Origin of the sequence: Nocardiopsis exhalans, from assembly GCF_024134545.1 — a bacterium.
Classification (GTDB): Bacteria; Actinomycetota; Actinomycetes; order Streptosporangiales; family Streptosporangiaceae; genus Nocardiopsis; species Nocardiopsis exhalans.
Window position 1 is genome coordinate 3,163,493 of record NZ_CP099837.1, and the last position, 24,169, is coordinate 3,187,661.

At 70.3% G+C, this 24,169-nt stretch carries 26 protein-coding genes and 2 pseudogenes; 17 read left to right on the forward strand and 11 right to left on the reverse strand.

Annotated elements, in window-relative coordinates; genetic code table 11:
• Positions 1-90: 90 nt before the first annotated feature.
• Positions 91-705 (forward strand): FxsA family protein, encoded by a 615-nt coding sequence (locus tag NE857_RS13980; RefSeq protein ID WP_254421384.1) that lies wholly within the window; start codon positions 91-93, stop codon positions 703-705.
• Between the two features lie 375 nt (positions 706-1,080).
• Here NE857_RS13980 and NE857_RS34490 read toward each other — a convergent pair.
• Both NE857_RS34490 and NE857_RS13990 read right to left on the reverse strand, forming a co-directional pair.
• Positions 1,081-1,764 (reverse strand): annotated as a pseudogene (locus NE857_RS34490) (TetR/AcrR family transcriptional regulator); the annotation flags it as partial.
• On the reverse strand, positions 1,694-2,443 hold the full coding sequence (locus NE857_RS13990; protein ID WP_254421385.1) for a potassium channel family protein: 750 nt from the start codon (positions 2,441-2,443) through the stop codon (positions 1,694-1,696). The gene NE857_RS13990 and the pseudogene NE857_RS34490, both read right to left, overlap by 71 nt.
• Positions 2,444-2,762: 319 nt before the next feature.
• Between NE857_RS13990 and NE857_RS13995 the strand changes: the two genes are divergently transcribed.
• The 6 genes from NE857_RS13995 to NE857_RS14020 all read left to right on the forward strand — a co-directional run bounded on the left by NE857_RS13995 (position 2,763) and on the right by NE857_RS14020 (position 9,675).
• On the forward strand, positions 2,763-3,353 hold the full coding sequence (locus NE857_RS13995) for a (2Fe-2S)-binding protein (protein WP_254421386.1): 591 nt from the start codon (positions 2,763-2,765) through the stop codon (positions 3,351-3,353).
• Entirely contained in the window at positions 3,353-4,354 is a 1,002-nt protein-coding gene (locus NE857_RS14000) for an FAD binding domain-containing protein (protein ID WP_254421387.1), read from the forward strand. Before NE857_RS13995 ends, NE857_RS14000 begins: the two co-directional genes overlap by 1 nt.
• Positions 4,351-6,606: a xanthine dehydrogenase family protein molybdopterin-binding subunit gene (locus NE857_RS14005; protein WP_301184333.1), complete on the forward strand. Its 2,256-nt coding sequence runs from the start codon at positions 4,351-4,353 to the stop codon at positions 6,604-6,606. The genes NE857_RS14000 and NE857_RS14005 overlap by 4 nt, the downstream gene beginning before the upstream one ends.
• A gap of 130 nt (positions 6,607-6,736) precedes the next feature.
• Positions 6,737-7,264 carry an antibiotic biosynthesis monooxygenase gene (locus NE857_RS14010; RefSeq protein WP_254421388.1) on the forward strand — a complete coding sequence of 176 codons (528 nt, stop codon included), beginning with the start codon at positions 6,737-6,739 and terminating at the stop codon, positions 7,262-7,264.
• A 58-nt stretch (positions 7,265-7,322) separates the two neighbouring features.
• Complete coding sequence (locus tag NE857_RS14015) at positions 7,323-7,649, forward strand: nuclear transport factor 2 family protein (protein ID WP_254421389.1); 327 nt, start codon at positions 7,323-7,325, stop codon at positions 7,647-7,649.
• 460 nt (positions 7,650-8,109) lie between these two features.
• Positions 8,110-9,675: a multicopper oxidase family protein gene (locus tag NE857_RS14020; protein WP_254421390.1), complete on the forward strand. Its 1,566-nt coding sequence runs from the start codon at positions 8,110-8,112 to the stop codon at positions 9,673-9,675.
• Positions 9,676-9,682: 7 nt separating this feature from the next.
• Here NE857_RS14020 and NE857_RS14025 read toward each other — a convergent pair whose 3' ends face one another.
• Entirely contained in the window at positions 9,683-10,174 is a 492-nt protein-coding gene (locus NE857_RS14025; RefSeq protein WP_254421391.1) for a nucleoside deaminase, read from the reverse strand.
• A 106-nt stretch (positions 10,175-10,280) separates the two neighbouring features.
• On the opposite strand from NE857_RS14025, the gene NE857_RS14030 reads away from it, so the two are divergent.
• Positions 10,281-10,760 (forward strand): GNAT family N-acetyltransferase, encoded by a 480-nt coding sequence (locus tag NE857_RS14030; RefSeq protein ID WP_254421392.1) that lies wholly within the window; start codon positions 10,281-10,283, stop codon positions 10,758-10,760.
• A 36-nt stretch (positions 10,761-10,796) separates the two neighbouring features.
• On the opposite strand, the gene NE857_RS14035 is transcribed toward NE857_RS14030, so the two are convergent.
• Positions 10,797-11,390, reverse strand: coding sequence for a TetR/AcrR family transcriptional regulator (locus tag NE857_RS14035; RefSeq protein WP_254421393.1), 594 nt, complete (start codon positions 11,388-11,390; stop codon positions 10,797-10,799).
• A gap of 92 nt (positions 11,391-11,482) precedes the next feature.
• On the opposite strand from NE857_RS14035, the gene NE857_RS14040 reads away from it, so the two are divergent.
• From NE857_RS14040 to NE857_RS14050, 3 genes are read left to right on the forward strand one after another with little or no spacing between them, the layout of a single operon-like run.
• Positions 11,483-12,238, forward strand: a complete 756-nt coding sequence (locus tag NE857_RS14040; RefSeq protein WP_254421394.1) for an SDR family NAD(P)-dependent oxidoreductase — start codon at positions 11,483-11,485, stop codon at positions 12,236-12,238.
• Positions 12,235-12,609 (forward strand): DMT family transporter, encoded by a 375-nt coding sequence (locus NE857_RS14045; protein WP_344012045.1) that lies wholly within the window; start codon positions 12,235-12,237, stop codon positions 12,607-12,609. The genes NE857_RS14040 and NE857_RS14045 overlap by 4 nt, the downstream gene beginning before the upstream one ends.
• Before the next feature lie 2 nt (positions 12,610-12,611).
• Positions 12,612-12,929 (forward strand): DMT family transporter, encoded by a 318-nt coding sequence (locus NE857_RS14050; RefSeq protein ID WP_254421395.1) that lies wholly within the window; start codon positions 12,612-12,614, stop codon positions 12,927-12,929.
• Here NE857_RS14050 and NE857_RS14055 read toward each other — a convergent pair.
• The 4 genes from NE857_RS14055 to NE857_RS14070 form a co-directional block, all read right to left on the reverse strand.
• Positions 12,858-14,927: a heavy metal translocating P-type ATPase gene (locus tag NE857_RS14055; RefSeq protein WP_254421396.1), complete on the reverse strand. Its 2,070-nt coding sequence runs from the start codon at positions 14,925-14,927 to the stop codon at positions 12,858-12,860. The genes NE857_RS14050 and NE857_RS14055 overlap by 72 nt on opposite strands.
• Positions 14,920-15,342, reverse strand: coding sequence for an ArsR/SmtB family transcription factor (locus tag NE857_RS14060; protein WP_254421397.1), 423 nt, complete (start codon positions 15,340-15,342; stop codon positions 14,920-14,922). Before NE857_RS14060 ends, NE857_RS14055 begins: the two co-directional genes overlap by 8 nt.
• Before the next feature lie 76 nt (positions 15,343-15,418).
• Entirely contained in the window at positions 15,419-16,018 is a 600-nt protein-coding gene (locus NE857_RS14065; protein WP_254421398.1) for an NUDIX domain-containing protein, read from the reverse strand.
• A gap of 211 nt (positions 16,019-16,229) precedes the next feature.
• Positions 16,230-18,821 carry an HAD-IC family P-type ATPase gene (locus NE857_RS14070; RefSeq protein WP_254421982.1) on the reverse strand — a complete coding sequence of 864 codons (2,592 nt, stop codon included), beginning with the start codon at positions 18,819-18,821 and terminating at the stop codon, positions 16,230-16,232.
• A gap of 350 nt (positions 18,822-19,171) precedes the next feature.
• On the opposite strand from NE857_RS14070, the gene NE857_RS14075 reads away from it, so the two are divergent.
• From NE857_RS14075 to NE857_RS14085, 3 genes are all read left to right on the forward strand, one after another.
• Positions 19,172-19,954 carry an NRDE family protein gene (locus NE857_RS14075; RefSeq protein WP_254421983.1) on the forward strand — a complete coding sequence of 261 codons (783 nt, stop codon included), beginning with the start codon at positions 19,172-19,174 and terminating at the stop codon, positions 19,952-19,954.
• A 180-nt stretch (positions 19,955-20,134) separates the two neighbouring features.
• Positions 20,135-20,287, forward strand: a complete 153-nt coding sequence (locus tag NE857_RS14080; protein ID WP_254421399.1) for a hypothetical protein — start codon at positions 20,135-20,137, stop codon at positions 20,285-20,287.
• Between the two features lie 128 nt (positions 20,288-20,415).
• Positions 20,416-21,066: a class I SAM-dependent DNA methyltransferase gene (locus NE857_RS14085; protein ID WP_254421400.1), complete on the forward strand. Its 651-nt coding sequence runs from the start codon at positions 20,416-20,418 to the stop codon at positions 21,064-21,066.
• Between the two features lie 345 nt (positions 21,067-21,411).
• On the opposite strand, the gene NE857_RS14090 is transcribed toward NE857_RS14085, so the two are convergent.
• From NE857_RS14090 to NE857_RS14100, 3 genes are all read right to left on the reverse strand, one after another.
• A complete protein-coding gene (locus NE857_RS14090; protein ID WP_254421401.1) occupies positions 21,412-21,714 on the reverse strand; it encodes a hypothetical protein in 303 nt (100 codons plus the stop codon).
• Between the two features lie 142 nt (positions 21,715-21,856).
• Positions 21,857-22,090 (reverse strand): hypothetical protein, encoded by a 234-nt coding sequence (locus NE857_RS14095; RefSeq protein ID WP_254421402.1) that lies wholly within the window; start codon positions 22,088-22,090, stop codon positions 21,857-21,859.
• Positions 22,091-22,166: 76 nt separating this feature from the next.
• Entirely contained in the window at positions 22,167-22,637 is a 471-nt protein-coding gene (locus tag NE857_RS14100; RefSeq protein ID WP_254421403.1) for a hypothetical protein, read from the reverse strand.
• Between the two features lie 205 nt (positions 22,638-22,842).
• Between NE857_RS14100 and NE857_RS14105 the strand changes: the two genes are divergently transcribed.
• From NE857_RS14105 to NE857_RS34690, 3 genes and pseudogenes are all read left to right on the forward strand, one after another.
• Positions 22,843-23,661, forward strand: a complete 819-nt coding sequence (locus NE857_RS14105; RefSeq protein WP_254421404.1) for a Scr1 family TA system antitoxin-like transcriptional regulator — start codon at positions 22,843-22,845, stop codon at positions 23,659-23,661.
• The gene (locus NE857_RS14110) at positions 23,658-23,840 is read left to right on the forward strand and encodes a DUF397 domain-containing protein (RefSeq protein ID WP_254421405.1); all 183 of its coding nucleotides are present in this window, start codon (positions 23,658-23,660) and stop codon (positions 23,838-23,840) included. The genes NE857_RS14105 and NE857_RS14110 overlap by 4 nt, the downstream gene beginning before the upstream one ends.
• 206 nt (positions 23,841-24,046) lie before the next feature.
• Positions 24,047-24,160 (forward strand): annotated as a pseudogene (locus NE857_RS34690) (DUF397 domain-containing protein); the annotation flags it as partial.
• Between the last annotated feature and the right edge of the window lie 9 nt (positions 24,161-24,169).

The following is a 24,169-nucleotide window of genomic DNA, read 5'->3' on the forward strand; positions in this document are numbered from 1 at the left end:
CTGTGCCGGGAACCATTCACACCACGGGGACGTTCTTCCCACCAGGGGGAGACCCGTAGTTCGGTCCACGAGATTTGAGGATGGTTCGCGATGCCACTGCTGATTGTGCTGGCACTGATGGCTCTGCCGTTCCTTGAGGTGGGCCTGATGATCTGGGTCGGCGGTCAGATCGGTGTCCCGTGGACCCTGGCCGCCCTGGCCTCGCTGATGATCCTGGGCGTGGCCGTGCTGCGCCGCACCGGCCGTGCCTTTCGCGAGGTCATCGAGCAGGCCGACGAGGCGATGCGCACCGGAGAGCAGCCCCGCAAGGGTCTGCTCGACCCGCTGATGCTCATGGCCGGTGGCATCCTGCTGGTCATCCCGGGTTTCCTCACCGCCGTGGTCGGACTGCTCCTGGCCACCCCGCTCACCCGGCCGGCCCTGCGCTGGGTGTTCGCCGGCTGGGCGGTCCGCCGGATGAAGAAGATGCAGGAACGTGTGAACGAGGAGTACGCCGCCCGCGGCGCCACCATCCCGGGCCAAGGCCCCTTCGGCCCCGGTGGTCCGGCGGGCTCCGGCATGCCCGGAAACCCCTTCGGCCCCAACCCTGGAGGCTCCGCCCCGGGCGGCCCCGACTCGGGCCCCTCCGACCAGGGCAGTCCCGCTCCGAACCGCGGCCGCGTCATCCGTGGCCAGTTCGAACCCGAAGAGGACGACAGGAACTGATCTTCCGGCTTCCGGGGCGTGCACGCCCCGGGAGCACCGGGGCCCGCCGCGGATCGCTCCACGGCGGGCCTCGTTCTGTGCTAGGTGCGGGCGATGCGGCCCAGCCACTCGGTGAGCAGGGCGAGCTCGGCCGGGGAGAAGCGGTCGGTCATCGCCTCGATCCCGGCCTGGAGGGCGATGGCCTGGGCCGCCGCGCCCCCGGCCGGGGGCGGTCTCGCCCGAGCCGGTGTCCTCCGACCCGGTGGTGATCGCGGCCAGGACGGCCTCCCTGGTGCGCGGGGAGAGTTCGGGGTCGCGCTCCTCCTCCGGTGCGCCGATCAGAAGGAGGACGACCCCGCTGTTGGCCGCCTGGCCCATCTGCGCGGCCAGTTCGGGCTCCACGGCCAGACGCCCCTGCTCGGCGATCCGCCTGATCAGCCCGCGCAGCAGCGAGGCGGCCTCACGGGCGGCCTGCGGCTCGTGTCCCGGGGCGGGGGCACCGTACATCAGCTTGTACAGCTCGGGGTTGGCCAGGCCGAACTCCACGTGGGTGTCCCAGCCCGCGCGCAGGTCGGCCACCGGGTCCGGGCCCGGCGGGTGCGTGGCCTTGATCTTCAGGTAGGCGTCGAAGGCGTGGGCGGTGACGGCGTCGAGCGGTCCGGCCATGTCCCCGAGGATCCGGTAGATCGTGGGCGGTTGCACCCCGGCGGCCTGGCCCACGGCCCTGGTGGAGACGGCTTCGCGCCCCTCCGCGGCCAGCAGCTCCACGATCGGCTCACCGAGTCCCTGGAAGCCACGCAGGTCGCGCTGTCCCCGGCTGACCTGGCCGCGATTGAAGCCGCGGCCCCGCAGGAGGAGGTCGCGGGAGAGCGCTACGCCAGCTTTCTGATGGCCTCGCTCGACAGCGAGCCCGCCGCCTCCTGAACCAACTCTTGAGCCCTCGGGCTCCGAGCCCCTGGGTCCTGACCCTCCTGAGTCCCGAATCCTCGAACCACGGAGGCGGGCCCGCTCAGCCCTTCCCGACGGGCGGGCCCGGTTCGGGGGAGTCGGGGTGGTCGGTTTTGGTGGGATCGTCGCCATCGGGCTCCGGCCCGGGAGGGGAGACGTAGGCGCCCACGATGCGGGCGATGACGGTGGCCAGGAACAGGGTGCCGGCAACGGCCTCGCAGACGGCCAGTGAGCGTGCCCAAGCCCCGACCGGCACCATGTCGCCGTATCCCAGTGTGACCAGGGTGACGAAGCTCAGATAGTTGAGTTCCTGCCAGGTCACCGGTGCGTGCGGGTCGAGGGAGTTCTCGAATCCACCCGGCCACAGCGCCTCCATCAAGCCGAACAGGGCTCCGAACAACCCGCCCAGCAGGAGGTAGACACAGATCGCCGCCATGACCAGCTGAGGTCCGTGGCTGCTTCGGTGCCGCTGTCCGTAGGTGAAGATGAACGTCAGCAGCGCCAGGATCAGATAGCCCTGGAAGAGCACGATGGCGGAGAAGAGCCCGAGGCGGGCCAGCGGGGTCTCAGGGTGGAACACGGCCCAGAATCCGGCGGTCAGGAACACCGCCGAGAACACCGACACGGGGAACAGACGCCTCCCCGGCGGCAGGACCACGCGTAGGCCCAGGAAGACCACCAACGGGTAAAGGAGTGTGTACGCCAGCGCCCACAGCTGCCCGTTCAGGGTCAGCGGGTACGCGAAGTGCAGCAGCACGGCGGCGGCCAGGAACCAGGCCAGGGACCGGGACAGGCCGGGGCGACCACGCATACCCTCTCCTCCTCGACGACTCCACCGGTCGCCGGGAGGTTAGCTCCAAAACCCGCTGAAAGGGTTGAGGCACAGGAGTTGTTTGCCCGACCTTGGGACGCACACGATGCCCGTAAAACCCCTGGACTGGAAGCATCTTCAAGGAGTGGCGTCACCAAGGCCTCCACCCTCGGCTGTGCCCGTAGCAGAACGGGAGGCCGACCAGGAACCATCCGCGTATTCCAGGGGGACATCCCATGCCCGGCCACCGTTTCCACTGCTTCTGTAGTCCGGATCTTCGCGGCCCCGATCTCCGCCGCCGCGACCTCGGGGAGGTGTCATGACCCCGCCGCGCGAGGGACGGACCGGTGTCGCCGGTCCCGCGATCCCGCTCCAGGCCACCCCTGCTGACCGGGAGCGGGGCGAGATCGGACCCGAAGCCACCGACATCCTCCTCACCGTCAACGGCGCGACCCACCGCGTCCGACTCGAACCCCGAGTCAGCCTGCTGGACGCCCTACGCGAGCGCCTGGACATCACCGGCCCCAAGAAGGGCTGTAACCAGGGCGCGTGCGGCGCCTGCACGGTGTGGGTGGACGGCCGCCGCGTGGTCGCCTGCCTCACCCTCGCGGTCGCCTGCGAAGGCCACGAGGTCACCACCGTGGAGGGCCTGGCCGACGGGGACGACCTGCACCCGATGCAGCAGGCCTTCATCGACAACGACGCCTTCCAGTGCGGTTACTGCACACCGGGCCAGCTCATGTCGGCCGTCGCCCTCATGAAGGAGGGGCACGACGGCGACGACGCCGAGGTGGCCGAGTGGATGAGCGGCAACATCTGCCGCTGCGCCGCCTACCCCAACATCCGCAAGGCCATCTGCCAGGTCCGTGATGCCGGGGACGGCCGAACCGGAAAGGGAGGGGAGGCCTGATGCGTTCCTTCGCCTACTCCCGCGCCTCGGACATGGACTCCGCCATCGCCGACGTCTCCGCCGACCCCACCAGCGAATACCTGGCGGGCGGCACGACCGAGGTCGACATGCTGCGGATCGGCGTGGTCCGCCCGCGCCGCGTCGTGGACATCAACGACCTGCCCATCGCCGCCATCGAGGAGCTTGCCGACGGCGGTATCCGACTGGGCGGGCTGTCCCGGATGAGCGACGTCGCCGCGCACCCGGTCGTCCGCGATCGCTACCCGATGGTCTCGGAGTCCCTGGAGAAGGGGGCCTCCGCCCAGCTGCGCAACATGGCCTCCATGGGCGGAAACCTCATGCAGAAGGTCCGCTGCTCCTACTTCCGCGACGGCGACCGGGCCTGCAACAAGCGCGAACGGGGCAGCGGCTGCGCGGCCATCGAGGGCGTTAACCGCACCCACGCGGTCCTGGGCACCAGCGACCACTGCATCGCCACCCACCCGTCCGACGTGGCCGTGGCCCTGACCGCCCTGGACGCGGTCATCCGCCTGCGCGGCCCCGAAGGGGAGCGCACGGTCGCCTTCGACGACTTCTTCCTGCTCCCGGGCGACACACCCGACCTGGAGCACCCGATCGGGCACGGCGAGCTCATCACCGCGATCGACCTGCCCGCCCTGCCCATGGCACGCACCTCCCACTACCTGAAGGTGCGCGACCGTGAATCCTACGAGTTCGCCCTGACCTCCGCCGCCGTCGCGCTCAGCATGGAGGGCGACACCGTCACCGAGGTCCGGGTCGGCCTGGGCGGCGCCGCCACCAAACCCTGGCGGGCCCGGCGCGCCGAACAGATGCTCCTGGGCGCCACCGCCGAACCCGAGGCGTTCGCGCGTGCCGCCGCGGCCGAACTCTCCGACGCCGTTCCGCGGAGCATGAACGGATTCAAGATCGAGCTGGCCCAGCGCACCATGGTCCGCGCCCTCACCGAGGTCGCCTCGCGGACCCGAGGAGGGACGGTATGAGCATCCCACCGCAGATCGGCCGGAACCTGCCCCGGGTCGACGCGCACGCCAAGGTCACCGGAGCCGCACGCTACTCCGCCGAACACCACCCGTCCGGAACCGCGCACGCCGTACTGGTGTGCTCGGAGGTTCCGAGCGGCCGGATCACCGACATCGACAGCAGCCGGGCCCTCGCGGCCGAGGGCGTCCTGGCGGTGCTCAGTCACCTGAACCTGCCCAGGGTCGCGGCGCAGCCGCACCTGATCCCGTCCCTGGCCGGTACCACCGCGCACGGGCAGAGCTTCTTCCCGATGCAGGACGACCGGATCCACTACGCGGGCCAGCCGGTCGCCATGGTCGTCGCCGACACCCTGGAACGGGCCGAGCATGCCGCCGAACTCGTCGAGGTGAGCTACGCCGGGGAGCCCTGGGTCACCACCATCGACCAGGGCCGAGGGCAGGCCTACGAGGCCGAACGCATCTTCGGCGGGTTCGTCCCCGGCCGCATGGACCGCGGCGACGTCGAACAGGGCATGGCCCAGGCCCAGGTGGTGCTGGAGAACACCCACCACTTCGCGGCCAACCACCACAACCCGATCGAACCCTCCGCGGCCACCGCCGTGTGGGACGACCACAAGCTCACCATCCACGACTCCACCCAGGGGCCGACCGCCACCCGGCTCACCGTCGCCGAACTCCTGGGCATCCCGCCCTCGGACGTACGGGTGATCGCCGAGTTCGTCGGCGGCAGCTTCGGCGGCAAGGCGATGATCTGGGCGCACCCCACCCTGGCGGCGATGGCCGCCCAGCACGTGCGCGCCCCGGTCACCCTCGCCCTGACCAGGACCCAGACGTTCAGCAACACCGGCCACCGGGAGGAACAGGAACACACCCTGACCCTGGGCGCGCGCCTGGACGGCACCCTGACCGCCCTCCGCTACCGCAAGCTCTCGCCCACCTCCCACTACGACGACTGGGCCGAGCCGTCGCTGGGCCCCGCCGCCCAGCTCTACGCCTGCCCGAACTTCGAGGGCGTCTACAGCCTGTTCCGGTCCAACACGATGACCCCGACGTTCATGCGCGCGCCCGGCGAGGGCACCGGAGCGTTCGTCATCGAGACGGCCATGGACGAGCTCGCCCACGAACTGGACATCGACCCGATCGAACTCCGGCTGCGCAACCACGCCGACACCGACCCCGAGAGCGGGAACCCCTGGTCCAGCAAGGGGCTCAAGGAGTGCTACGCGCGCGGCGCCGAACTCTTCGGCTGGGCCTCGCGCGACCCGCGCCCGGTCCAGGGCGCCCGCCGGGACGGCAACTGGCTCCTGGGCACCGGGATGGCCAGCGCCATCTACCCGGTGTACGCCGTCATGAACCCGCAGCGCGCCCGCGCCCGGGTCTACGCCGACGGTCGGGCCGTCCTCGAGACCGGCTGCTCCGACATCGGCACCGGGGCCGGAACCATCCTGCGCCAGGTCGGGGCCGAGGGCCTGGGCCTGACCGCCGAGTCCGTCACCGTCCACTACGGCGACACCGAACTGCCCAACACGGTCGCCGCGGTCGGTTCCGCGGGAGCCGGCGCGATCAGCGCGGCCGTCCACGTCGCCGCGGTCAAGCTGCGCGACCAGCTCCTCGCGCAGGCCGTCGCCGACGAGGGTTCCCCGCTGCACGGCGCGGACCCCGGTCAGATCCAGGTCTCCGACGGGCGCATGTCCCTGCGCGGCGCCCCGGGGACGGGGGAGACCTATGGCGAGATGCTGGGCCGCAACATGACCTTCGACGCGGAGGCCGTGGGGGAGTGGCACCCGCCGGGGCCCGACAGCGGCTACGGCACGGGCACCTTCGGCGCCCAGTTCGCGGAGGTCGCCGTCGACCCGGACCTCGGCCTGGTCCGGGTGCGCCGGATGACCGGGGTGTTCGCCCCCGGGCGGGTGCTCAACCCCAGGACCGCGCGCAGCCAGCTCATGGGCGGCATGCTGTGGGGCCTGGGGCAGGCGCTGCTGGAGGCCACCCACATGGAACCCAACCAGGGGCGCTGGGCCAACCCGAGCCTGGGCGAGTACCTGCTGCCGGTGAACGCCGACGCCCCGGAGGTGGTGGTGGAGACCATCGAGGTCGAGGACCGGGTGGTCAACCCGCTCGGGGTCAAGGGCGTGGGCGAGATCGGCCAGGTCGGGGCCGCGGCGGCGATCGCCAACGCGATCTTCCACGCCACCGGTCGCCGGTTCCGCGACCTGCCCATCACCGTCGAGTCGGTGATGGAGCCCGCCTGATATGTCCGCACGAGAGAGCGAGGGGGACGCGGCCGCGACAGGCGGGCCGCGTCCCGGTCCGGGCACAGGTTCTGGTGTCGGTTCGGGGCGCTCTGGGAACGACGCGGGATCCGGCCCGGCCGAGGAGCCCGTGACCGTGGTGTTCACCTGGGACGTCGCTCCGGGCCGGGAGAGCGAGTTCGAGGCGTGGCTGCACCGGGTCAACCAGGTCGCGACCGATTTCCCCGGACACCAGGGGGTCACCTGGATCGCCCCGGACGACCCCGGCGGCCACTACCACGCCCTGCTGCGGTTCTCGGGCAGCAGAGCCCTGGAAGCGTGGCTGGGCTCGCCCGAACGCGCCAGGACCATCGCCGAGCTGGAGGGCATCGCCACCGAGGCCGACCGCAGGGTGCGCACCACCGGCATGGAGACCTGGTTCAGCCTGCCGAGGACCGCCGTCCGGCCGCCGCCGAAGTGGAAGATGGCGCTGGTGTCCTTCACCGCCGTCTACCCGTGCGTGCTGCTGTTCACGGCCTTCGTGGCGCCGCTGTTCCAGGACTGGCCGCTGCCGTTGCGCACGGTGGTGCTGCCGACGGTGATGGCGCCCCTGCTCACCTACGTACTGATGCCGACCCTGAGCAGACTGCTGAGGTCCTGGCTCTACCCGGACCTGTGAGGGCCACCCGAAGTACGACCGGATTCATCCGAGATCCAGCCAAAACACGGAGGCGGACATGAGTGTGAGCATTCCCGAGCCGGTGGCCTCGTTCATCGACAGGGTCAACGACCACGACGAACAGGGCTTCCTGGACGCCTTCACCCCGGACGGGGTGGTGGACGACTGGGGCCGGGAGTTCCAGGGCCGCGACGCCATCAAACGCTGGAGCGACAAGGAGTTCATCGGAGCCCGGGGCGTCCTGTCCGTCCAGTCGGCCGTACCCGACGGTGACGGCGTCACGGTGGTCGGCGACTGGCGCTCCAACTACGCCAACGGACTGAGCTCCTTCGCCTTCACCGTCCAGGGCGACCAGATCACCCGCATGACCATCCGCGAGGGCTGACCCGGACCCAGGCCGGACGCAAGCGATGCCCTGGGGCGCTCCTCAGCGGTCTGAGGTCCGGTGCCGTCGCTTGCCGGGGCCATCGATATCGACCCGGTGCTACAGCCGGTTCGAGGGTGGGCCGTAACCCTGACCAGGGGCGTTTCGGCCGACAGAATCAGCGACCGACGGCTCCTGATCGAAGTGATCAGTTTCGATCATCGGTATGCCCGTGCAGGCGGGCGCGGCGGGCCCGGATCTCCTCGGCGGAGGGGGACCGGGCCCGCCGTCGGTAGTCCCGGGGCCCTGGCCGGGTTCGGCTGTTCGGGGTGGGATTCGGGGAGTCCCCGAGCGGGGGCTAAGGGGCGGTTGGGGGAGTTCTCCGGGGCAAGCCCCGATATCCTCCCGCTACGCAGAGTGAAAGACTGGAGCCCTTACACAGCAGCCCCTCACACTCGGCGACCCCCCCTGGAGCCAATCCATGCCCAAGCGACCTGGACCACTGCGAAGGATCGTCCTGTGGACGGTCTCGGTGGTGGCAGTGCTCGCCCTCGTCCTCACCGGTACCGGGATCTGGGTGTACTCGGCCCTACGGGTCACCAACGTCGGTGAGCTCTCCTTCACCAACGAACTACACGTGCCACCCGAGCTGGAACCCGTCATCGACGAGGACGGGCGCAAGCGCTTCGATCTCACCATGCAAGAGGGGACCAGCGAGTTCCTTCCGGGGCAGGAGACCGCCACCTGGGGTGTGAACGGCGCCTACCTCGGCCCGACGATGCGCCTGGAGCGCGGGGACGACGTGGCCATGAACGTCACCAACGACCTGCCCGAGACGTCCACCCTGCACTGGCACGGCATGCGGGTGCCCGCCGCCATGGACGGAGGCCCGCATCAGCAGATCGAACCGGGGCAGGCGTGGTCCCCGGAGTGGACCGTCGACCAACCCGCGGCCAGCCTCTGGTACCACCCCCACCTGCACGGGGCCACCGCCGAGCACGTGTACCGGGGCGTCGCCGGGATGATCATCGTGGAGGACGACGACGTCACCGAAGGGCTGCCCAACGACTACGGGGTGGACGACCTTCCCCTCCTGGTCCAGGACCGCTCCTTCCGATCCGACGGTGAGCTCGACCTGAACGCGACCGGACCGTTGTGGATGCAGGCCACCTACGGGCTGATGGGCGACCAGATCCTGGTCAACGGCACCCACGACCCCTACTTCGAGGTGGAGAGCGAACGAGTGCGCCTTCGCGTGCTCAACGGCTCCAACACGCGCTCGATGAACTTCGGCTTCGACGACGACCGCGCCTTCCAGCTGGTGGGCACCGACACCGGGCTCCTGCCCGCGCCGGTGGAGCTGGACCGCATCCGCCTCTCACCGGGGGAGCGGGCGGAGATCGTCGTCGACTTCGACCCCGGCGACGACGTCGTGCTGCGCAGCTACGCCCCGAAGCAGGCCGGGAGCTTCGCCGAGGACCGGCTGGCCGGGGCCGACGACGAGTTCGACATCCTGCGCCTGACAGCGGCCGGCGAGCTCACGCCCGGTGAACCCATTCCCGCAGAGCTGGCCACCACCCCCGAGATCACCCCGCCCGAAGACGCCACCGAACGCGTCTTCACACTCGGCGGAACCGCGCACATCAACGGCGCCTCCATGGACATGTCCCGGATCGACGAGGTGGTCCCGGCGGGCGCCACCGAGATCTGGACCATCGAGAACCCGAGCGTCGTGCACAACTTCCACATCCATGACGTGGCCTTCCGGGTCCTGGACATCGACGGCGTCGAACCCCCACCGGAGCTGACCGGACGCAAGGACACCGTCTACGTGGCACCGAACACCTCGGTTCGGATCGCGGTGGAGTTCGGAGAGCACGTCGACCCCGAGGCGCCGTACATGTACCACTGTCACCTGCTGGAACACGAGGACCAGGGAATGATGGGCCAGTTCCTGGTGGTCGAACCCGGCACGGAGGACGAGGTCGCCCGCGACCTGGGGATCGATGGGGGCCACGACCACGCGGGCGGGCACGGCGGCCACTGAGACGTGATCAGGTCCGATCACCGGTGCGCCCCTGCAGGCGGGCGTGCAGGGTCCGGATCTCCTCGGCGAAGGAGGGGACCGGGCCCGCCACCGGCAGCCCCGGGGCCACCTCGGTGATCGACAGCGGTCGCACCGGACCGGGCGCGGCCCCCCATTCCGCCAGCCAGGAGCCCAGCTGCTCGGAGGAGCTGGCGTACACGATCCGGCCCAGCCCCACCCAGGCGTGCGCGGCCGAGCACATCGGGCAGTGCTCGCCCGAGGTGTACACCGTCGACGCCGAACGGTCGGTGGGAGAGAGGTTCTCGGCGGCCCAACGGGCGATCGCGAACTCCGGGTGCCGGGTGGCGTCGCCACCGGCAACGTGGTTGTGGTCCTCGAACAGCACCGTCCCGTCCGCGCCGACCAGCACCGAACCGAACGGCTCGTCACCCTCGTCCAGCGCCCGCGCGGCCAGGTCCACCGCGCGCCGCAGATGCCGCAGATCGGTCTCGTCCACCATCGTCCGCCCCCTTCGCTCCGAGTTCGGCGCCACCGTACCGCGCGCGCCCGCCGCGCCCCGGTAAATCCCTGTCCGGGAGCCAGAGGGCACCGCTACGCTGCCGCCCATGGACATCAGCATTCGCCCCTACGCTCCTGAGGACCGCGAGGCCGTGGTCGGCCTCGCCCTGCGCGCCTGGGAACCCGTACACGCCTCGATGGAGAAGGTGTTGGGCACCGAGATCTATGCCCTGACCGTGGGGGACTGGCGCAGGACCCAGACCCGGGACGTCCAGGCCGACCTGGACGCGGAGGGGACCCGGGCGTGGGTGGCGGTGACCGACCGGATCGCCGGGTTCGCCACCGTCAAGCTCGACCACGAGGAGAGCACCGGGGAACTGCACATGCTCGCGGTCGACCCCGATCAGCAGGAGCGGGGCGTGGGTGCGGCGCTCATCCGGTTCGCCGAGGAGTACATGCGCGCGGAGGGGATGAAGGCTGCCCTGATCAGCACCGGCGGCGACCCCGGCCACGCCCCGGCCCGTGCCGCCTACGAGAGCGCGGGTTACACCGGCTTGCCCGTGGTCAACTACTTCAAGGCGCTCTGACCGAGCGGCGGCCCGCAGGCGGTCAGCGGCCCTCCGCTAGGACGTGAGTGCGTCGTAGGCGGTCATGGCGGCATCTACGACCGCGTTCGCTTCCTCCCTGGTGCAGCCGTCCCGGGCCCGCACGGACAACCCCTGCAACACCGTGACGCAGTACGAGGCCAGCGCGGGCGCGTCCACGTGGGCGGGCACATCGCCCTCGGCGATGCCCCGCTCGACGCGCTCGGTGACCCGGGCCAGGTCCTTCGCCCTGCGCTCGGCCAGGTGACGGCCGATGTGCTCGTGCCCCCGGCCCAGGTTGGTCCCGGCCAGCACGACCATGCACCCGAGCGGGGTGCCGGTGTCCACGTAGGCGTCCGCGTTGCGCCGCAGCATCGCCTCGATCGCGTCGCGGGTCGGGGTGAGTCCAAGGGAAAGCACCGTGGGTGAGGTGTCGGCGGAGTCGTACAGCTCCACGGCCTCCTCGAACAACGCGTCCTTGGACCCGAAGGCCGCGTAGAGGCTGGTCGGCGTGATGCCCATCGCCGAGGTGAGCATGTTCAGCGACGTGCCCTCGTAGCCGTGCTCCCAGAACAGTTCCATGGCCGTGCGCAGCGCCGCGCCCCGATCGAACTTCCTCGGCCGTCCCGCCATATCGCCTGTCGCCCCCCGCATCCCCTTGCCCCGGCACCGCAGGCAATGCTACCAATTATGTAGTGATCGATACATAAATAAGGGAGGCAGGCATGGGCACAGAACTCAAGGGTGCGCTCACAGGTAAGGTCGCGCTGGTCACCGGGGGCAGCCGGGGTATCGGGGCGGCCACGGCCCGCCGCCTGGCCGCGGAAGGGGCCGCGGTCGCGCTGACTTACCGCGACTCGCCCGAACGCGCCGCCCAGGTGGCCCGGGACATCCACGAAGCGGGTGGCAGGGCGCTGGCCCTGCCCGCCGACGCCACCGCCCCCCGGGCGATCGGCGAGGCCGTCGACCGCGCCGCCGATACCCTCGGCGGCCTTGACATCCTCGTCAACAACGCCGGGATCTTCCCCTACGGCGAGATCGACCAGCTCACCCTGGAGGACTACGAGACCACCATGGCCGTGCACGTCAGAGCGGTGTTCGTCGCGGTCCGGGCGGCGCTGCGGCACATGGGCCCCGGCGGGCGCGTCATCAGCATCGGCAGCAGCCTGGTCGAACGCGTGCCCGGCCCCGGCATCAGCCTGTACGCCATGAGCAAGTCCGCCCTGGTGGGGTTCACCAAGGGGCTCGCCCGCGACCTCGGCCCGCGCGGGATCACCGCGACCGTGGTCCACCCGGGCTCAACCGACACTGACATGAACCCCGCCGACGGTCCCGAAGCCGAAGCCGAACGCGCCCTGACCGCCCTGGGCCGCTACGGGACCCCGGAGGACGTCGCCGCCACCGTCGCCCACCTCGCCGGACCCGCGGGCGCCTACATCACCGGTACTTCGATCACGGTGGACGGCGGTGTCACCGCATGAGCGCCCGAGCCGTGGCCTGGGCCGTCCTGTTCGCCGCGGCCCTGCTGGAAGTGGTCTGGGCCCTGGCCTTGAAACAACCCCACCCCGGCTGGGTGGCCCTGGGAGTCGTCGTGGCGCTGGTCAGCCTCGGGATGCTGTCCTTCGCGCTGCGCGAGCTCCCGGTCGGCGGCGCCTACGCCGTCTGGGTGGGGCTCGGCACGGTGGGTGTGGCGGTTGTCGGCATCCTGGTCTTCGCCGAACCGGCCGGCCCCCTCCGGTTGTTCTTCCTGGCCCTGATCCTCGCGGGCGTCATCGGCCTGAACCTGCCCGCCAGACCCGCGAAGCCCGTGCGAGGGACAGACGCCGAATCCGTCTCGCGGGCAGGAGGGTGACCATGGCCTGGATCGTGTTGCTCGGGGCGGGGCTCTTGGAGATCGTGTGGTCGTTGGCGCTCAAACGGGCGGGCGGGCTCCGGCGCCCCGGCTGGCTGGTGTTCGGGATCGCCGTGGCGATGGTCAGCCTGGGCATGCTCGCCCTCGCGCTGCGCGAGCTCCCGGTCGGCGGCGCCTACGCCGTCTGGGTGGGCGTGGGGGCGGTCGGCGTCGCCGGGGCCGGGATGCTCTTCCTCGGTGAGTCGGCCTCACCGGGACGGTTGCTCAGTCTGGCCGCGATCGTGGTCGGGGTCGCGGGCCTGCACCTCGTGGGTGGCTGAGGGTCCGGCGGCTGAGGGCTCGGTGGTCGAGGCGCGAGCGGTTCCCGGCTCCGGCTCCCCGGCCACCGGGCGGCGGCGTCCGGCACGCATGCCGTTGGCGATGACCACGACCTCCGCCACCTCGTGCACCAGGACCACCGCCGCCAACCCCAGCACCCCGAACAGCGCCAGCGGCATCAGGCCGACGATGATGGCCAGCGACAGCCCGATGCTCTGCCACATCACCACCCGCGCGCGGCGGGCGTGGGCCAGCACCCGGGGCAGGTTGCGCAGGTCCTCGCCCATCAGGGCGACATCGGCGGTCTCCACGGCCACGTCGGTGCCCATCGCACCCATGGCCACACCCAGGTCGGCACCGGCCAGTGCCGGGGCGTCGTTGACCCCGTCGCCGACCATCACCACCTGGCCGCTGACCCGTAGTTCACCGATCACTCGGGCCTTGTCCTCGGGGAGCAGCCCGGCGTGGACCTCGTCCGCGTCGATCCCCGCCTCCGCGGCCAGGGCCTCGGCCGTGGCGCGGTGGTCCCCGGTCAGCATCGCCACCCGGTAGCCGGAGCGGCGCAGTTCGGCGACCACTCCGGCGGCCTCGGGGCGGAGTTCGTCGCGGACGGCGATCGCACCGGCGACAGTGCCCGCCTCCTCCAGCAGAACCACGGTCGCGCCCGCGCCCAGGAGTCGTTCCACCGCGCTTTCGAGGGGCCCGTGGGCAACCCAGCCGGGGCGCCCGAGTCGCACCGCCAGGCCGTCCACCCGCCCGGTCAGCCCGGACCCGGGTACGGTCTGGACGTCCTCGGCAGGGACGGGTGAGGGGTGGGCGGCCAGGACGGCGCGGGCCAGCGGGTGTTCGCTGCGGGCCTCCAGAGCGGCGGCCAACTCCAGCACACGCGCACGGGTGTATCCGGGGGCGGTGGCGACCTCGACGACGGAGGGTTCGTTGCGGGTCAGGGTTCCGGTCTTGTCCAGGGCGACCACACCGGCCCGGCCCATCGCCTCCAGCGCCGCGCCGCCCTTGACCAGGGCGCCCTGGCGGGAGGCGGCGCCGATCGCGGCGACCACGGTCACCGGGACGGAGATGGCCAGGGCGCAGGGGGAGGCCGCGACCAGCACGACCAACGCCCGTTCGATCCAGGTCAGCGGGTCGCCGAACAGCGAGCCGAGCACCGCCACCAGGGCGGCGGCGATCATCACCCCGGGCACCAGGGGGCGGGCGACCCGGTCGGCCAACCTCTGGCCCCGACCCTTGCGCGACTGCTCGGCCTCCACGATCCGCACCACGCGCGCCAGGGAGTTGTCCTCGGCGGTGGCGGTCACGGTGACCTCCAGCGGGCCGGTGCCGTTGACCGACCCGGCGTACACCTCCTCCCCGGGTCCGACCTCCACCGGCACCGACTCCCCGGTGATGGCGGAGGTGTTCAGGCTGGTGTGCCCGCTGGCGACCACACCGTCGGTGGCCAGCCGTTCCCCGGGGCGCAGGACGAGCCTCTGGCCGGGGCGGAGCTCGTCGGGGGCCACGGTGAGCTCGACCCCGTCGCGCAGCACCGTCGCCCGGGCCGGAACCAGGTCCAGCAGGGCGCGCAGGCCGCGCCGGGTTCGGGCGACGGCGTACTCCTCCAAACCCTCGGCGATGGTGAACAGCACGGCCAGTATCGCGGCCTCGCCGACCTCGCCCAGGGCCACGGCCCCGGCGGCGGCGAGGGTCATCAGGGTGCCGACCCCGATCCGGTCCCGGACCGGACCCGACCGGAACAGGCGCCGCAGGGTCGAGGGGACGAACGTCCATGCGGCGACCACCAGCGCGGCGGTCTTGAGCAGGAGTGCGAGGCTCTCGGGCGCACCGAACCAGCCGGCGGCGTACCCGGCCAGCAGCAGGGGCGCGGCGACGGCGGCGAACCGCATCCCACCGACCTGCCAGAGCCGGGTGGGCCCTTCGGGTCCGGCTGCTCCGGTGGAGGGGTTGGCGGAGGCGGGGGAGTCGCCGCCACAGCAGGCGTCACTCATCACGCACCGCCGCACCGGTTCCGCCCACCGCGTCCGTTCGTTCAGTCGCGGCCGCGCTGTCGGTTCCGTAGGTGGGGCACAGGGCCACCGCGTTACCGGTCGCGGCCAGCAGGGTCTCCGCCGCGGCGAGCAGATCCAGCAGCTCGGGACGGCTCAGCGAGTAGAACACCTGCCGTCCCTGCGGGCGCCCGTCCACCAGTCCGCAGTCGCGCAGGCAGGACACGTGCTTGGAAACCGTGGACTGGGCCAGGCCCAGCTGTTCCACGAGGTCGGTCACGCGGGCCTCGCCCCGGGCCAGGCGCTGCACGATCGCGAGCCGGGTGCTGTCGGAGAGGCTGTTGAAGAGGGCCTCGGCCGCGTCCAGGCCGGAGCCCGCGCAGGCCCCCTCCACACCGTCGTCATTATTCATCGCCATATGGCGATCATATTCTGTTCTGGCGATGAATCAAAGTGGAGGCATCACCGGACCGCGGACTCAGGCGGGCATCGCCTCAGACCCCGGTCACCTCACCGGGCTCCCGGGAAGCGGTCGCCGCGCGGCTGGTCGCCAGGGTCTGGGAGATCTTCGCCGCCAACCGGGCCGAGGGCACATCGGTGTGCGGCCGCCAGGCGAGGCCCCCTCCGGCCCCGTCCCCGGTGGGCACCGTCGCCGCGGTCGCCCGGTACAGGTACAGGAAGGCGAAGTGCTCGTGCTCGGGCTCACCCCGGTCCGGGTCCTCCGGGATCCGGTACGTGTCCAGGTCCAGTGGCAGCGGGTCCGCCGCGGGCTCGACCTGCTCGGGCACCAGCCCCGTCGCCTCCGTCAGACGGCTCAGCGACGCCTCGCCCAACGCGCCGTCCTCAGCGGTCAGGTGCCCGCCCGGCAACAACCAGGGGCCCCGGTCACCCTCCCGGACCATCAGCACGCGCCAACACGGGTCGAGCACCACGGCCCCCGCGGTCACGTGCCCGACACGGAACTCCTTGGGCGAGGACAGCTCGTGCTCGCCGTCCAGGGCCCGCACCAGGGGACCGGCCGCGTCGACTTCCTTCGGGAAGCGTTCCAGATAGCCGTCCAGCACGGCGCGGATGTGCGTGTTCGGGATGCTCAATGTGGCTCCTGTCGATCCAGACACGTGGCGCCCCCAGCATCGCGGCTCGGTAGCCGCCCTGAACAGTTCCCACGCTGACCAGTGACGAGGTGGTCACCGAACATGTACTTCCCGCGAGCTTCCCCGACAAAGGGGCCCGCCGCGGAACCGAGTCGTTCCGTGGCGGGCCCCTTGCGTCCAGGTCGGGGTCCAGGTCAAGACTGGCCCGGGGTCAGGACAGGTGACCGGCGGCCTCCCGTTCCCTGGCCTCCTTCTCATCGGCCCGGGCCTGCGATCTGGCCAGCATCCGGTCGTCCACGACGCGGATGACCGTGATCGCCGCGATCGCCACCCCCGCCACGGCCAGACCGGTCAGGACCTTGGTCGGGTCGCTCACGTCCAGCTCGAAGAACCACTGCCCCCACGGCGTCACCATCGCCAGGGTCAGCAGCCCCACCATGGAACCGACCAACACCACCTTCCACCACACGTACGGCTTGGCCACCAGCAGCAGCACCCACAGGGTGGTCGCGCACAACGTGATCACCACCGCCGTGCGGTCCGCGGGGTCGGGCACCGTCCGACCGCCGAGCACCAGCAGGTAGGTCGTCACGGCCGCCAAACCCGCCACCATGCCCGACGGGATCGCCAACCGCAGCGTGCGCAGCACGAACCCCGGCCGGGCGATGTCGGTGTTGGGCGCCAGCGCCAGGAAGAACGACGGGATGCCGAAGGTCACCGCGTTGATCAGCGTCGCGTGCCGGGGGAAGAAGGGATAGGCCACGGCCAGCAGGCCCACGATGATCGCGAGCGTCATCGTGTACACGGTCTTGGTCAGGAACAGGCCGGCCACCCGCTCGATGTTGCCGATCACCCGGCGGCCCTCGGCCACCACCCGGGGCAGCACCGCGAACCTGTTGTCCAACAGCACCAGCTGGGCCACCGAGCGCGAGGCCGGGCTGCCCGAGCCCATCGCCACGCCGATGTCGGCCTCCTTCAGCGCGAGCACGTCGTTGACCCCGTCACCGGTCATCGCCACCGTGTGCCCGCGTTCGCGCAGTCCCCGCACCATGTCCCGCTTGCGTTCGGGGGTCACCCGCCCGAACGCCGAGTGGTCCTCCACCTCGCGGGCCAGCTTCTCGGCGTCCTCGGGCAGATCCCGGGCGTCCAACGGCCGGTCGGCCCCGTCCAGGCGCAGCTCACGGCCGACCGCCCCGACCGAGGCGGCGTGGTCGCCGGAGACGATCTTGACGTCCACGCCCTGCTCGGAGAAGTAGTCCAGGGTCGGCCCGGCGTCCTCGCGCACCCGCTGGTCCAGCACCACCAGGGACACCGGCTCCACACTTCCGGGGGCGGCGTCCTCGTCCACCCGGACCGAGGCCCGCGCCAGCAGCAGCACCCGCAGGCCCTGCGCGCCCAGGCGGGCGGCCTCGGCGGCGGCGGGGGAGTCCGGTTCGGCGAGGACGTCGGCGGCGCCGAGCACCCAGTGCTGCTCACCGGAGGGCGTCAGCAGGCTGGCGCCGCTCCACTTGCGGGCGGAGGAGAAGGGGGCCAGCGCGGTCGCGGTCCAGTCCGGGGCCTGCTGCCCGCCGGCCGCGCAGCCCTCGGCGATCGCGACCATGCTCGGGTTCGGGTCGGGGTCACAGGCGGCCAGCGCGGCCAGCACCCGGGTCGGGGAGACCAGCGCCGGAGCCCGCCCGGCGGGGCTGTCCGAGCTGTTGCCGCTGCTCTTCGCGCCGTTGCCGTTCTGTTCCCAGGCCCCGCTACCGTTGCCGTTTCCGTTGTCGTGAGCGCTCTCAAGCGAATAAGCGCCCTCGTGCGGCTGGCCGCCGCCCAGGTCACGGATCTCCGCCAGCTTCATACCGACCTCGGTCAGCGTGCCGGTCTTGTCCGTGCACACCACGTCCACCCGGGCCAACCCCTCGATCGCGGGCAGCTCCTGCACCAGGCACTTGTGGCGGCCCAACCGGATCACCCCGACCGCGAAAGCGATGCTCGTCAGCAGGATGAGCCCCTCGGGGATCATCGACACCAGCGCGGCCACCATGCCGCGCAGGGCGTCGGCCAGCGGCCCCGAGATCCCCCCGGAGACGGGCTGGTCCAACGCGACGTGCCCGTTCATGAACAGCTGGCTGTAGATCAGCAGGCCGCCGATGGGGAACAGCGCGAACGTGATCCAGCGCAGAATGCTGTTGATCCCCGACCGCAGCTCCGACTGCACCAGCGAGAACCGGCTCGCCTCCTCGGCCAGCCGCGCCGCGTACGCGTGCCTCCCCACCTTGGTCGCCCGGAAACGCCCGGCCCCCGCCACCACGAAACTGCCCGACATCACCGTGTCCCCGGGCTGCTTGAGCACCGGGTCGGCCTCACCGGTCAACAGGGACTCGTCGACCTCCAACCCACCGGCCCAGGTCACGACGCCGTCCACGACGATCTGGTCGCCGACACCGATCTCCAGGACCTCGTCCAGGACGATCTCCTGGGTGGCCACCCGCACCGTCTCACCGTCGCGCACCACCCGCGGGCGCGCCGCGTTCACGATCGCGAGCTTGTCCAGGGTGCGCTTGGCCCGCAGTTCCTGGACGATGCCGATCAGCGTGTTGATCACGATGACCAGAGCGAACAGCCCGTCCTGGACCGGTCCGATCACCGCGATGATCGCGAACAGCACGGCGATCATCGCGTTGATGCGGGTGAAGACGTTGCCCCGGATGATCTGCCCGACACTGCGGCTCGCCCGGACGGGGACGTCGTTGGTCCGCCCGGCCGCGATGCGCTCGGCTACCTCCTCCCGCGACAACCCCGGTTCCGGGGGCGGCCCCATGAGAGCTGACCGGACCGGTACCGGGTCGGTCGCAGTCGGGGTCGGACCTCGTTCGGTCCGATCGGCTTCTTCGGGCACGGATGACTCCTGGTCAGGCAAGGAAGGCGAACAGGGGCCGGGCCGACGAAACCCCCGCTCAGCCGGACCCCAACGTCAATGCACACAAGACTAGGGAGAATCCAGACTAGAAGAGCCACCCCGCGGACGCCCGGGGGTGGAACACCCTCTCCAACCGGGGCCCAGCACTACCCGGGCCCCGGATCGCGCCCCGGATCGCGCCCCACACGGGCGCGAACGCGGTCCGCGTCGTAGAGTCCTTGCCAAGGGACTTTGAACGCATGGGAGACAGGATGTGTACGGTCATCGTCGGCTTCGACCCGCAGGCCAGGACACCGCTGGTCGTCGCCGCGCTCAGGGACGAGATGCGCTCCCGTCCCTGGGACTGGCCCGCACGGCACTGGCCGGAGCGCCCCCAGCTCATCGGCGGCCGCGACCGCCTGGCCGGAGGCACCTGGCTCGCCGTCGACCCCCAGCGCGAACGCATGGCCGCGCTGCTCAACGGCTGGCCCTGGGACGGCACGATGCCCTGGGAGGGCACCTACCCGGCCAGCCGGGGCGACCTGCCCCTCAAGACCCTGAGCAACCAGAACCGCGATGCCCTGGCCGGTGAGGACCCCACCCGCTACGCCCCCTTCCACCTGCTGGACGCGGACGCGCACAGCGCCACCCTGTACAGCTGGGACGGCCGGTGCCTGGACACCCGAGCTCTGCCCCGAGGCGTTACCACCCTGGTCAACACGGGCCTCAACCCCGCCGACCCCCGTTCGGCCCGCCACACCCCGGAGTTCGATCGCACCCGCCCCGACCCGGACCTGTCCACGGCCCGCACGGTCAAGGAGATCTGGGGAGAGTGGCCGGACCTGATCACCAGGGCCGCCAACTCCGAACCCCGCTCAGCAGGAACGACCCCGGGCGGAGACCCCTCAGCCCTGATCGCCCACGCCGATCTTGGGAATGGGGAAGTCTGGGCCACGGGCTCGATCACCCTGATCGCCCTGGACCGAGAGGTGGTTCGCTACGCCTTCACGGACACCCCAGCGGTCCTGGAGTCCTGGCAGATGATCGACACCTGAGCAGGGAAGGCGGAGGCGAGGGCTGCGGGGCCGGTGGGGGTGGCTCCTTCGCGGACGTACTGGACGATGACCGTGCTCCCCTGGTGACGTACTCCCACACCAGACGTTGCGCACCTGCCCCCCACTGGGGCGGGCGAGCTAGACACAGCTACGCCTCTGGAGCTGTGTGGGTCGCAGGAAGTGAACGAGAACCTGGCGGTGACCACCGTGGTCGGAACGTTCGAGGAACGGGCTACCCGGCGCGGTGAGGACATCGAGGTGTCCCGGGACGTCACGGAGGACTTCCTGGCCGCCAAGTGCACCCCCTGCCACCCGGGCAGCAGCTGCCACTGACCCTGGCACTCATCACGAGGGGCCGGTACCGATGCGGTGTCGGCCCGTTCACGTGTTCCCCTGCCCCCACACAGCTGACGTGGCTAGCGTGGGTCGGAATCTTGCACATCCGACCCCAAGGACCACTCATGGCCAACCCGACCTCCACCGTGACCGAGTACTGGGACCGCTACGCCAGCGGCGTCTCCGCCGAATCCGACCTGGACACGGCGTTCGGGTGGACCCAGTGGGACGGTCACGGCCCCGGAAGGGAGCTGCTCGGGGATGCGGGCTCCGCGTTGGAGTTGGGTTGCGGCCGCGGGGTCGAGGTCGCGGCCCTGGCTCGGAGCGGGGTCAAGACGGAGGGTGTCGATGTCTCGCTCGTCCAGGTGGAGCAGGCGCGCGAGCAGTGGGAGCCGCTGGGGGCACGGTTCCATCATGGTGACGTGATCGAGTTTCTGCGCGGGACCGAGCAGCGGTGGGATGCGATCTACTCGGTGTGGGGCGCGGTGTGGTTCACCAATCCGCACTTGCTTCTGCCACTGGTGCGGGAGCGGTTGGAGCCGGGTGGACGGTTGGTGTTCTCCCATGCCGAACCGGTGCCTGGGTCGTCCGGTCCGCAGGGCATGTACGGGGGTGGGTTCAAGGGGCGGCGGGTGTGGCTGCACCAGTGGGCCGCCGCACCCGGGGAGTGGGAGGAACTCCTTCGTGCCGCGGGGTTCGAGCACGCCCAGGTGTGGGTGGAGCCAGCGCCCGAACTCGACCATGTCGGTACGCTCATCGGCGTAGCTCACCGGTAAGCCCTTGAGACACCGCCCAGCTCTGGGGAGGCCTGCCCGCCAGCGGAGGCAGGCAGCCCCGGTGCGGGGGCACGCCCGTTGCTCTTTTAGGCCTTCACCTCCTTCGGAGCACGAGCCCGAACTGGCTCCGGGCTCCCGTGGACGTATCCCTGAGTGTCTGTCGAGCGATCACGATCTCGTGCTCCATTCGTGTGCTCTTCAGCCCTCGCTCACGGATTGCGCGAAGCGGGGTGTCGTCACCGACCCCGGCGAGCAAGGCCCGCAGCTGGCCCACAGCCAGGGGTTTCTCGTGAGCCCCACGCACGTGGGGATGGACATCCGGCTCTTGTTGTTTGACGGGCGCTCTTATGCGCTGGGGCAGGGGTCCAGGAGGGAGAGCAGGTGACCGTGATTGGTGGCCTGGGTCAGACCCTGGTCGGTGGCGACCCAGTAGGACTGAGAGTGTTCGCCCCACCAGACGAGGAGGTGGGGGTTGAGGGCCTGCAGGGCGGCGGCCTGCTGGTGTTCCTTTGCGAATTCGGTGCGGTGGCCGCCTATGAGGGGCAGGTGGCGGGCGCGCAGGGTACGGCAGGTGCGGTGCGTGCAGGAATCGCAGGCCGGGCCGGGCGGGTGCTGGGAAGTCCTGCGCGGAGGACGGGTTGCGGGCATAGGGTGAGTCATCGATCCTGCTTTCTGAACATGTGAGTTCTGGGATTCGGGATTGCTGTGGGGCTTGGGAAGCGTGGCTGCGTTTTCCCGGCCCCTTTTTAGGTTCCCGAGGGGCCGGGGCCGGGGTGCGGCAGGTGCGGGGTCAGCTGTTGCGGGAGAGAGGGCAGTCGTGGTGGTGCCAGGGCTGGGGGAGGAGACCGCCTCGGGAGATCCAGGCGTGCAGGCGGGAGAAGGCTTCGTCGGCGGCGATCAGTGACCTGCGGGGGTCGATCTCGGGGTTGTGGGCTTCGCGCAGGATTTCCGAGAGGGTGTCGAACTTGGCGTTGGCCCTCTCCTGGCGGGTGTGGGGCGGGAACAGGTCGTCTTCGGTGCTCAATTGCGGTCCTTGCATAGGTGGACGGGTGGTTGGGGCCGGACCCGGTTTCGGTTGGTCCCGCCCTGGGGGGAGACCGCTACCGGCCTGCGGTGAGGTCGAAGACGACCTGGAGGGTGGTGTGCTTGATGCGGTGGCCGTCCCAGGTCCAGGAGAAGTCCCAGTAGACGGAGAGCTTGTCGACGATGGCCAGCCCGGAGCGGGGGTCGCGCGGGTTCAGGTGGGGGTAGTCGATGGTGCTGGCGTCCAGCGGGCCCTGGTCGGTGACGAACAGGTGGGGGAGCAGGCTGCGTTTCTGGTCCAGGACGACGCGGGTGGTGCCGCCGGGCAGACCGGAGCGGCTGTGCTGGTGGGAGTTCTCGACCAGGACTCGGGCGATCTTGGCCAGTCGGGCTCCGTGGGAGGGCAGTGCGCTGCGGCACCAGTTGGTCAGGGCGCGATAATCGCGGGTGTGATCGAGGATGATGCCGCGCTGGTGGGGGTTGGCCAGCCGGAGCCTTCGGAGGGAGGAAGCCCCTGGTGTGGGTGGGGGAGTCTGGATACTCTGCATGTGTCTCACCTCGGTCTGTTCGGGGTGGGGTAATTGCCCCGGTGTGACCGCCTTCGACTTCGGTCCCCGGGGCTTCTCGCTCCGATAAAGCGGCCCCTTTTCTGGAAGCCTGCCAACAGGGCATCCGCCCGGTCTATCCTTATTGCTAAGCCCGGTAGAAGTTCTATAGCCAGCGATATTCTGCGGTGATCGGACGGTGACTCGGTTGGATAAGCACAGTGACGAGGTGGCGACGAGGATTCGTTTCGGCTTGCTCCTGAAGAGAATCCGGGATCAGGGGGGACTCACGCAGCAGGAGCTCGCAGCCGCATCGCTGGTTGCGCAGAGCACCATCAGCGATTTGGAGCTCGCCAAGAAAAAGACACGGCGGTCCATAGTGGTGCGTCTCGACAAGGCTCTTAACGCCAACGGGGTGCTTCTGGGTGCCTGGGACACGCTGTTCGCCGGGGCCGGAATGACCACTTACTTCCGAGAGGTCGCTGACTCGGAACAGGCCGCGACGAAGATCCAGGAGTACTCGCTCGGCCTCGTTCCGGGCCTGTACCAGGTGGAGTCATACGTTCGGGCGATCAGTGAGCTGGCTGAACCCCATGCCACACCGGAGGCCATCGATCAGATCGTTGGGGCGAGGCAGAAGCGTCAGGAGCTCCTGGAGCGAGAGCACCCACCTCGGATCATCGTGCTTCTGGACGAGGCGGTGCTGCTGCGCCGGTTCCGTGACCCGAAGGTGATGGCGGAGCAGATCGACCACTTGCTGAAGCTCTCCTATCGGCGCCGACTGGACATTCAGATAGTCCCGATCGCAACTGAAGGACATGCAGGTCTGGGGGGCTCATTTAAGCTGATGGAAGTGCCCGGAAACGGGACGTTCGTGTACATCGAGAGTCAGCAAACGGGGATGTCTCTCAAGCAGCCGGAGGTTGTGGCAAGCTACGAGCGGACTTTCGCGGAGCTGAGGAGCGCTGCGCTGCCTGTGACGGCGTCACGGTCCAAAATGGAAGAGATTCGAGGCAGTATCACATGATGACCGAAGGTTGGAAGAAGTCCAGCTACAGCAACGGCAGCGGCGGTGACTGCGTTGAGGCTCGACGCGACGTTGCTGCTGTTCTGATGCGTGACACCCAGAACCGTGAGGCAGGGCACCTGGCTCTGGCGGGCTCGGAGTGGACGGCTCTGCTGGGTGCCTTGGCCTCTGCCAAGTAGCAGAAAAACGAACGTCCCCCGCCAGTGCTGTTGGCGGGGGACGTTCCTTTGTTCCTGAACCAGGGTACATCGGTGTCCGAACGAGCCCCTAGGGCCAACGTCCCCGGTTCGGTGATTCGAATGAAGGGCTTCTTGTGAACGAAGCGCGCGTTTGGCACAAGTCCAGCTACAGCAACGGCACCGGTGGTAACTGAGTAGAGGTTTCGGAGGGTGCCGAGACTCGGCTTCGGGACACTCAGAATCGGAGCTCGGGGCATTTGTCCGTTCCTGGTGCTGAGTGGGTGGCCCTACTCCAAGCAGCAGCATTGCCGCGATTCTGAACGGACTGT

Bases quoted from the DNA above. Each gene is read 5' to 3' on its own strand.
- NE857_RS13980 (WP_254421384.1), top strand. From the start codon at position 91: ATGCCACTGCTGATTGTGCTGGCACTGATGGCTCTGCCGTTCCTTGAG.
- NE857_RS13990 (WP_254421385.1), bottom strand. From the start codon at position 2,443: ATGCGTGGTCGCCCCGGCCTGTCCCGGTCCCTGGCCTGGTTCCTGGCC.
- NE857_RS13995 (WP_254421386.1), top strand. From the start codon at position 2,763: ATGACCCCGCCGCGCGAGGGACGGACCGGTGTCGCCGGTCCCGCGATC.
- NE857_RS14000 (WP_254421387.1), top strand. From the start codon at position 3,353: ATGCGTTCCTTCGCCTACTCCCGCGCCTCGGACATGGACTCCGCCATC.
- NE857_RS14005 (WP_301184333.1), top strand. From the start codon at position 4,351: ATGAGCATCCCACCGCAGATCGGCCGGAACCTGCCCCGGGTCGACGCG.
- NE857_RS14015 (WP_254421389.1), top strand. From the start codon at position 7,323: ATGAGTGTGAGCATTCCCGAGCCGGTGGCCTCGTTCATCGACAGGGTC.
- NE857_RS14020 (WP_254421390.1), top strand. From the start codon at position 8,110: ATGCCCAAGCGACCTGGACCACTGCGAAGGATCGTCCTGTGGACGGTC.
- NE857_RS14025 (WP_254421391.1), bottom strand. From the start codon at position 10,174: ATGGTGGACGAGACCGATCTGCGGCATCTGCGGCGCGCGGTGGACCTG.
- NE857_RS14030 (WP_254421392.1), top strand. From the start codon at position 10,281: ATGGACATCAGCATTCGCCCCTACGCTCCTGAGGACCGCGAGGCCGTG.
- NE857_RS14035 (WP_254421393.1), bottom strand. From the start codon at position 11,390: ATGGCGGGACGGCCGAGGAAGTTCGATCGGGGCGCGGCGCTGCGCACG.
- NE857_RS14040 (WP_254421394.1), top strand. From the start codon at position 11,483: ATGGGCACAGAACTCAAGGGTGCGCTCACAGGTAAGGTCGCGCTGGTC.
- NE857_RS14045 (WP_344012045.1), top strand. From the start codon at position 12,235: ATGAGCGCCCGAGCCGTGGCCTGGGCCGTCCTGTTCGCCGCGGCCCTG.
- NE857_RS14050 (WP_254421395.1), top strand. From the start codon at position 12,612: ATGGCCTGGATCGTGTTGCTCGGGGCGGGGCTCTTGGAGATCGTGTGG.
- NE857_RS14055 (WP_254421396.1), bottom strand. From the start codon at position 14,927: ATGAGTGACGCCTGCTGTGGCGGCGACTCCCCCGCCTCCGCCAACCCC.
- NE857_RS14060 (WP_254421397.1), bottom strand. From the start codon at position 15,342: ATGGCGATGAATAATGACGACGGTGTGGAGGGGGCCTGCGCGGGCTCC.
- NE857_RS14070 (WP_254421982.1), bottom strand. From the start codon at position 18,821: ATGGGGCCGCCCCCGGAACCGGGGTTGTCGCGGGAGGAGGTAGCCGAG.
- NE857_RS14075 (WP_254421983.1), top strand. From the start codon at position 19,172: ATGTGTACGGTCATCGTCGGCTTCGACCCGCAGGCCAGGACACCGCTG.
- NE857_RS14085 (WP_254421400.1), top strand. From the start codon at position 20,416: ATGGCCAACCCGACCTCCACCGTGACCGAGTACTGGGACCGCTACGCC.
- NE857_RS14090 (WP_254421401.1), bottom strand. From the start codon at position 21,714: ATGCCCGCAACCCGTCCTCCGCGCAGGACTTCCCAGCACCCGCCCGGC.
- NE857_RS14100 (WP_254421403.1), bottom strand. From the start codon at position 22,637: ATGCAGAGTATCCAGACTCCCCCACCCACACCAGGGGCTTCCTCCCTC.
- NE857_RS14110 (WP_254421405.1), top strand. From the start codon at position 23,658: ATGATGACCGAAGGTTGGAAGAAGTCCAGCTACAGCAACGGCAGCGGC.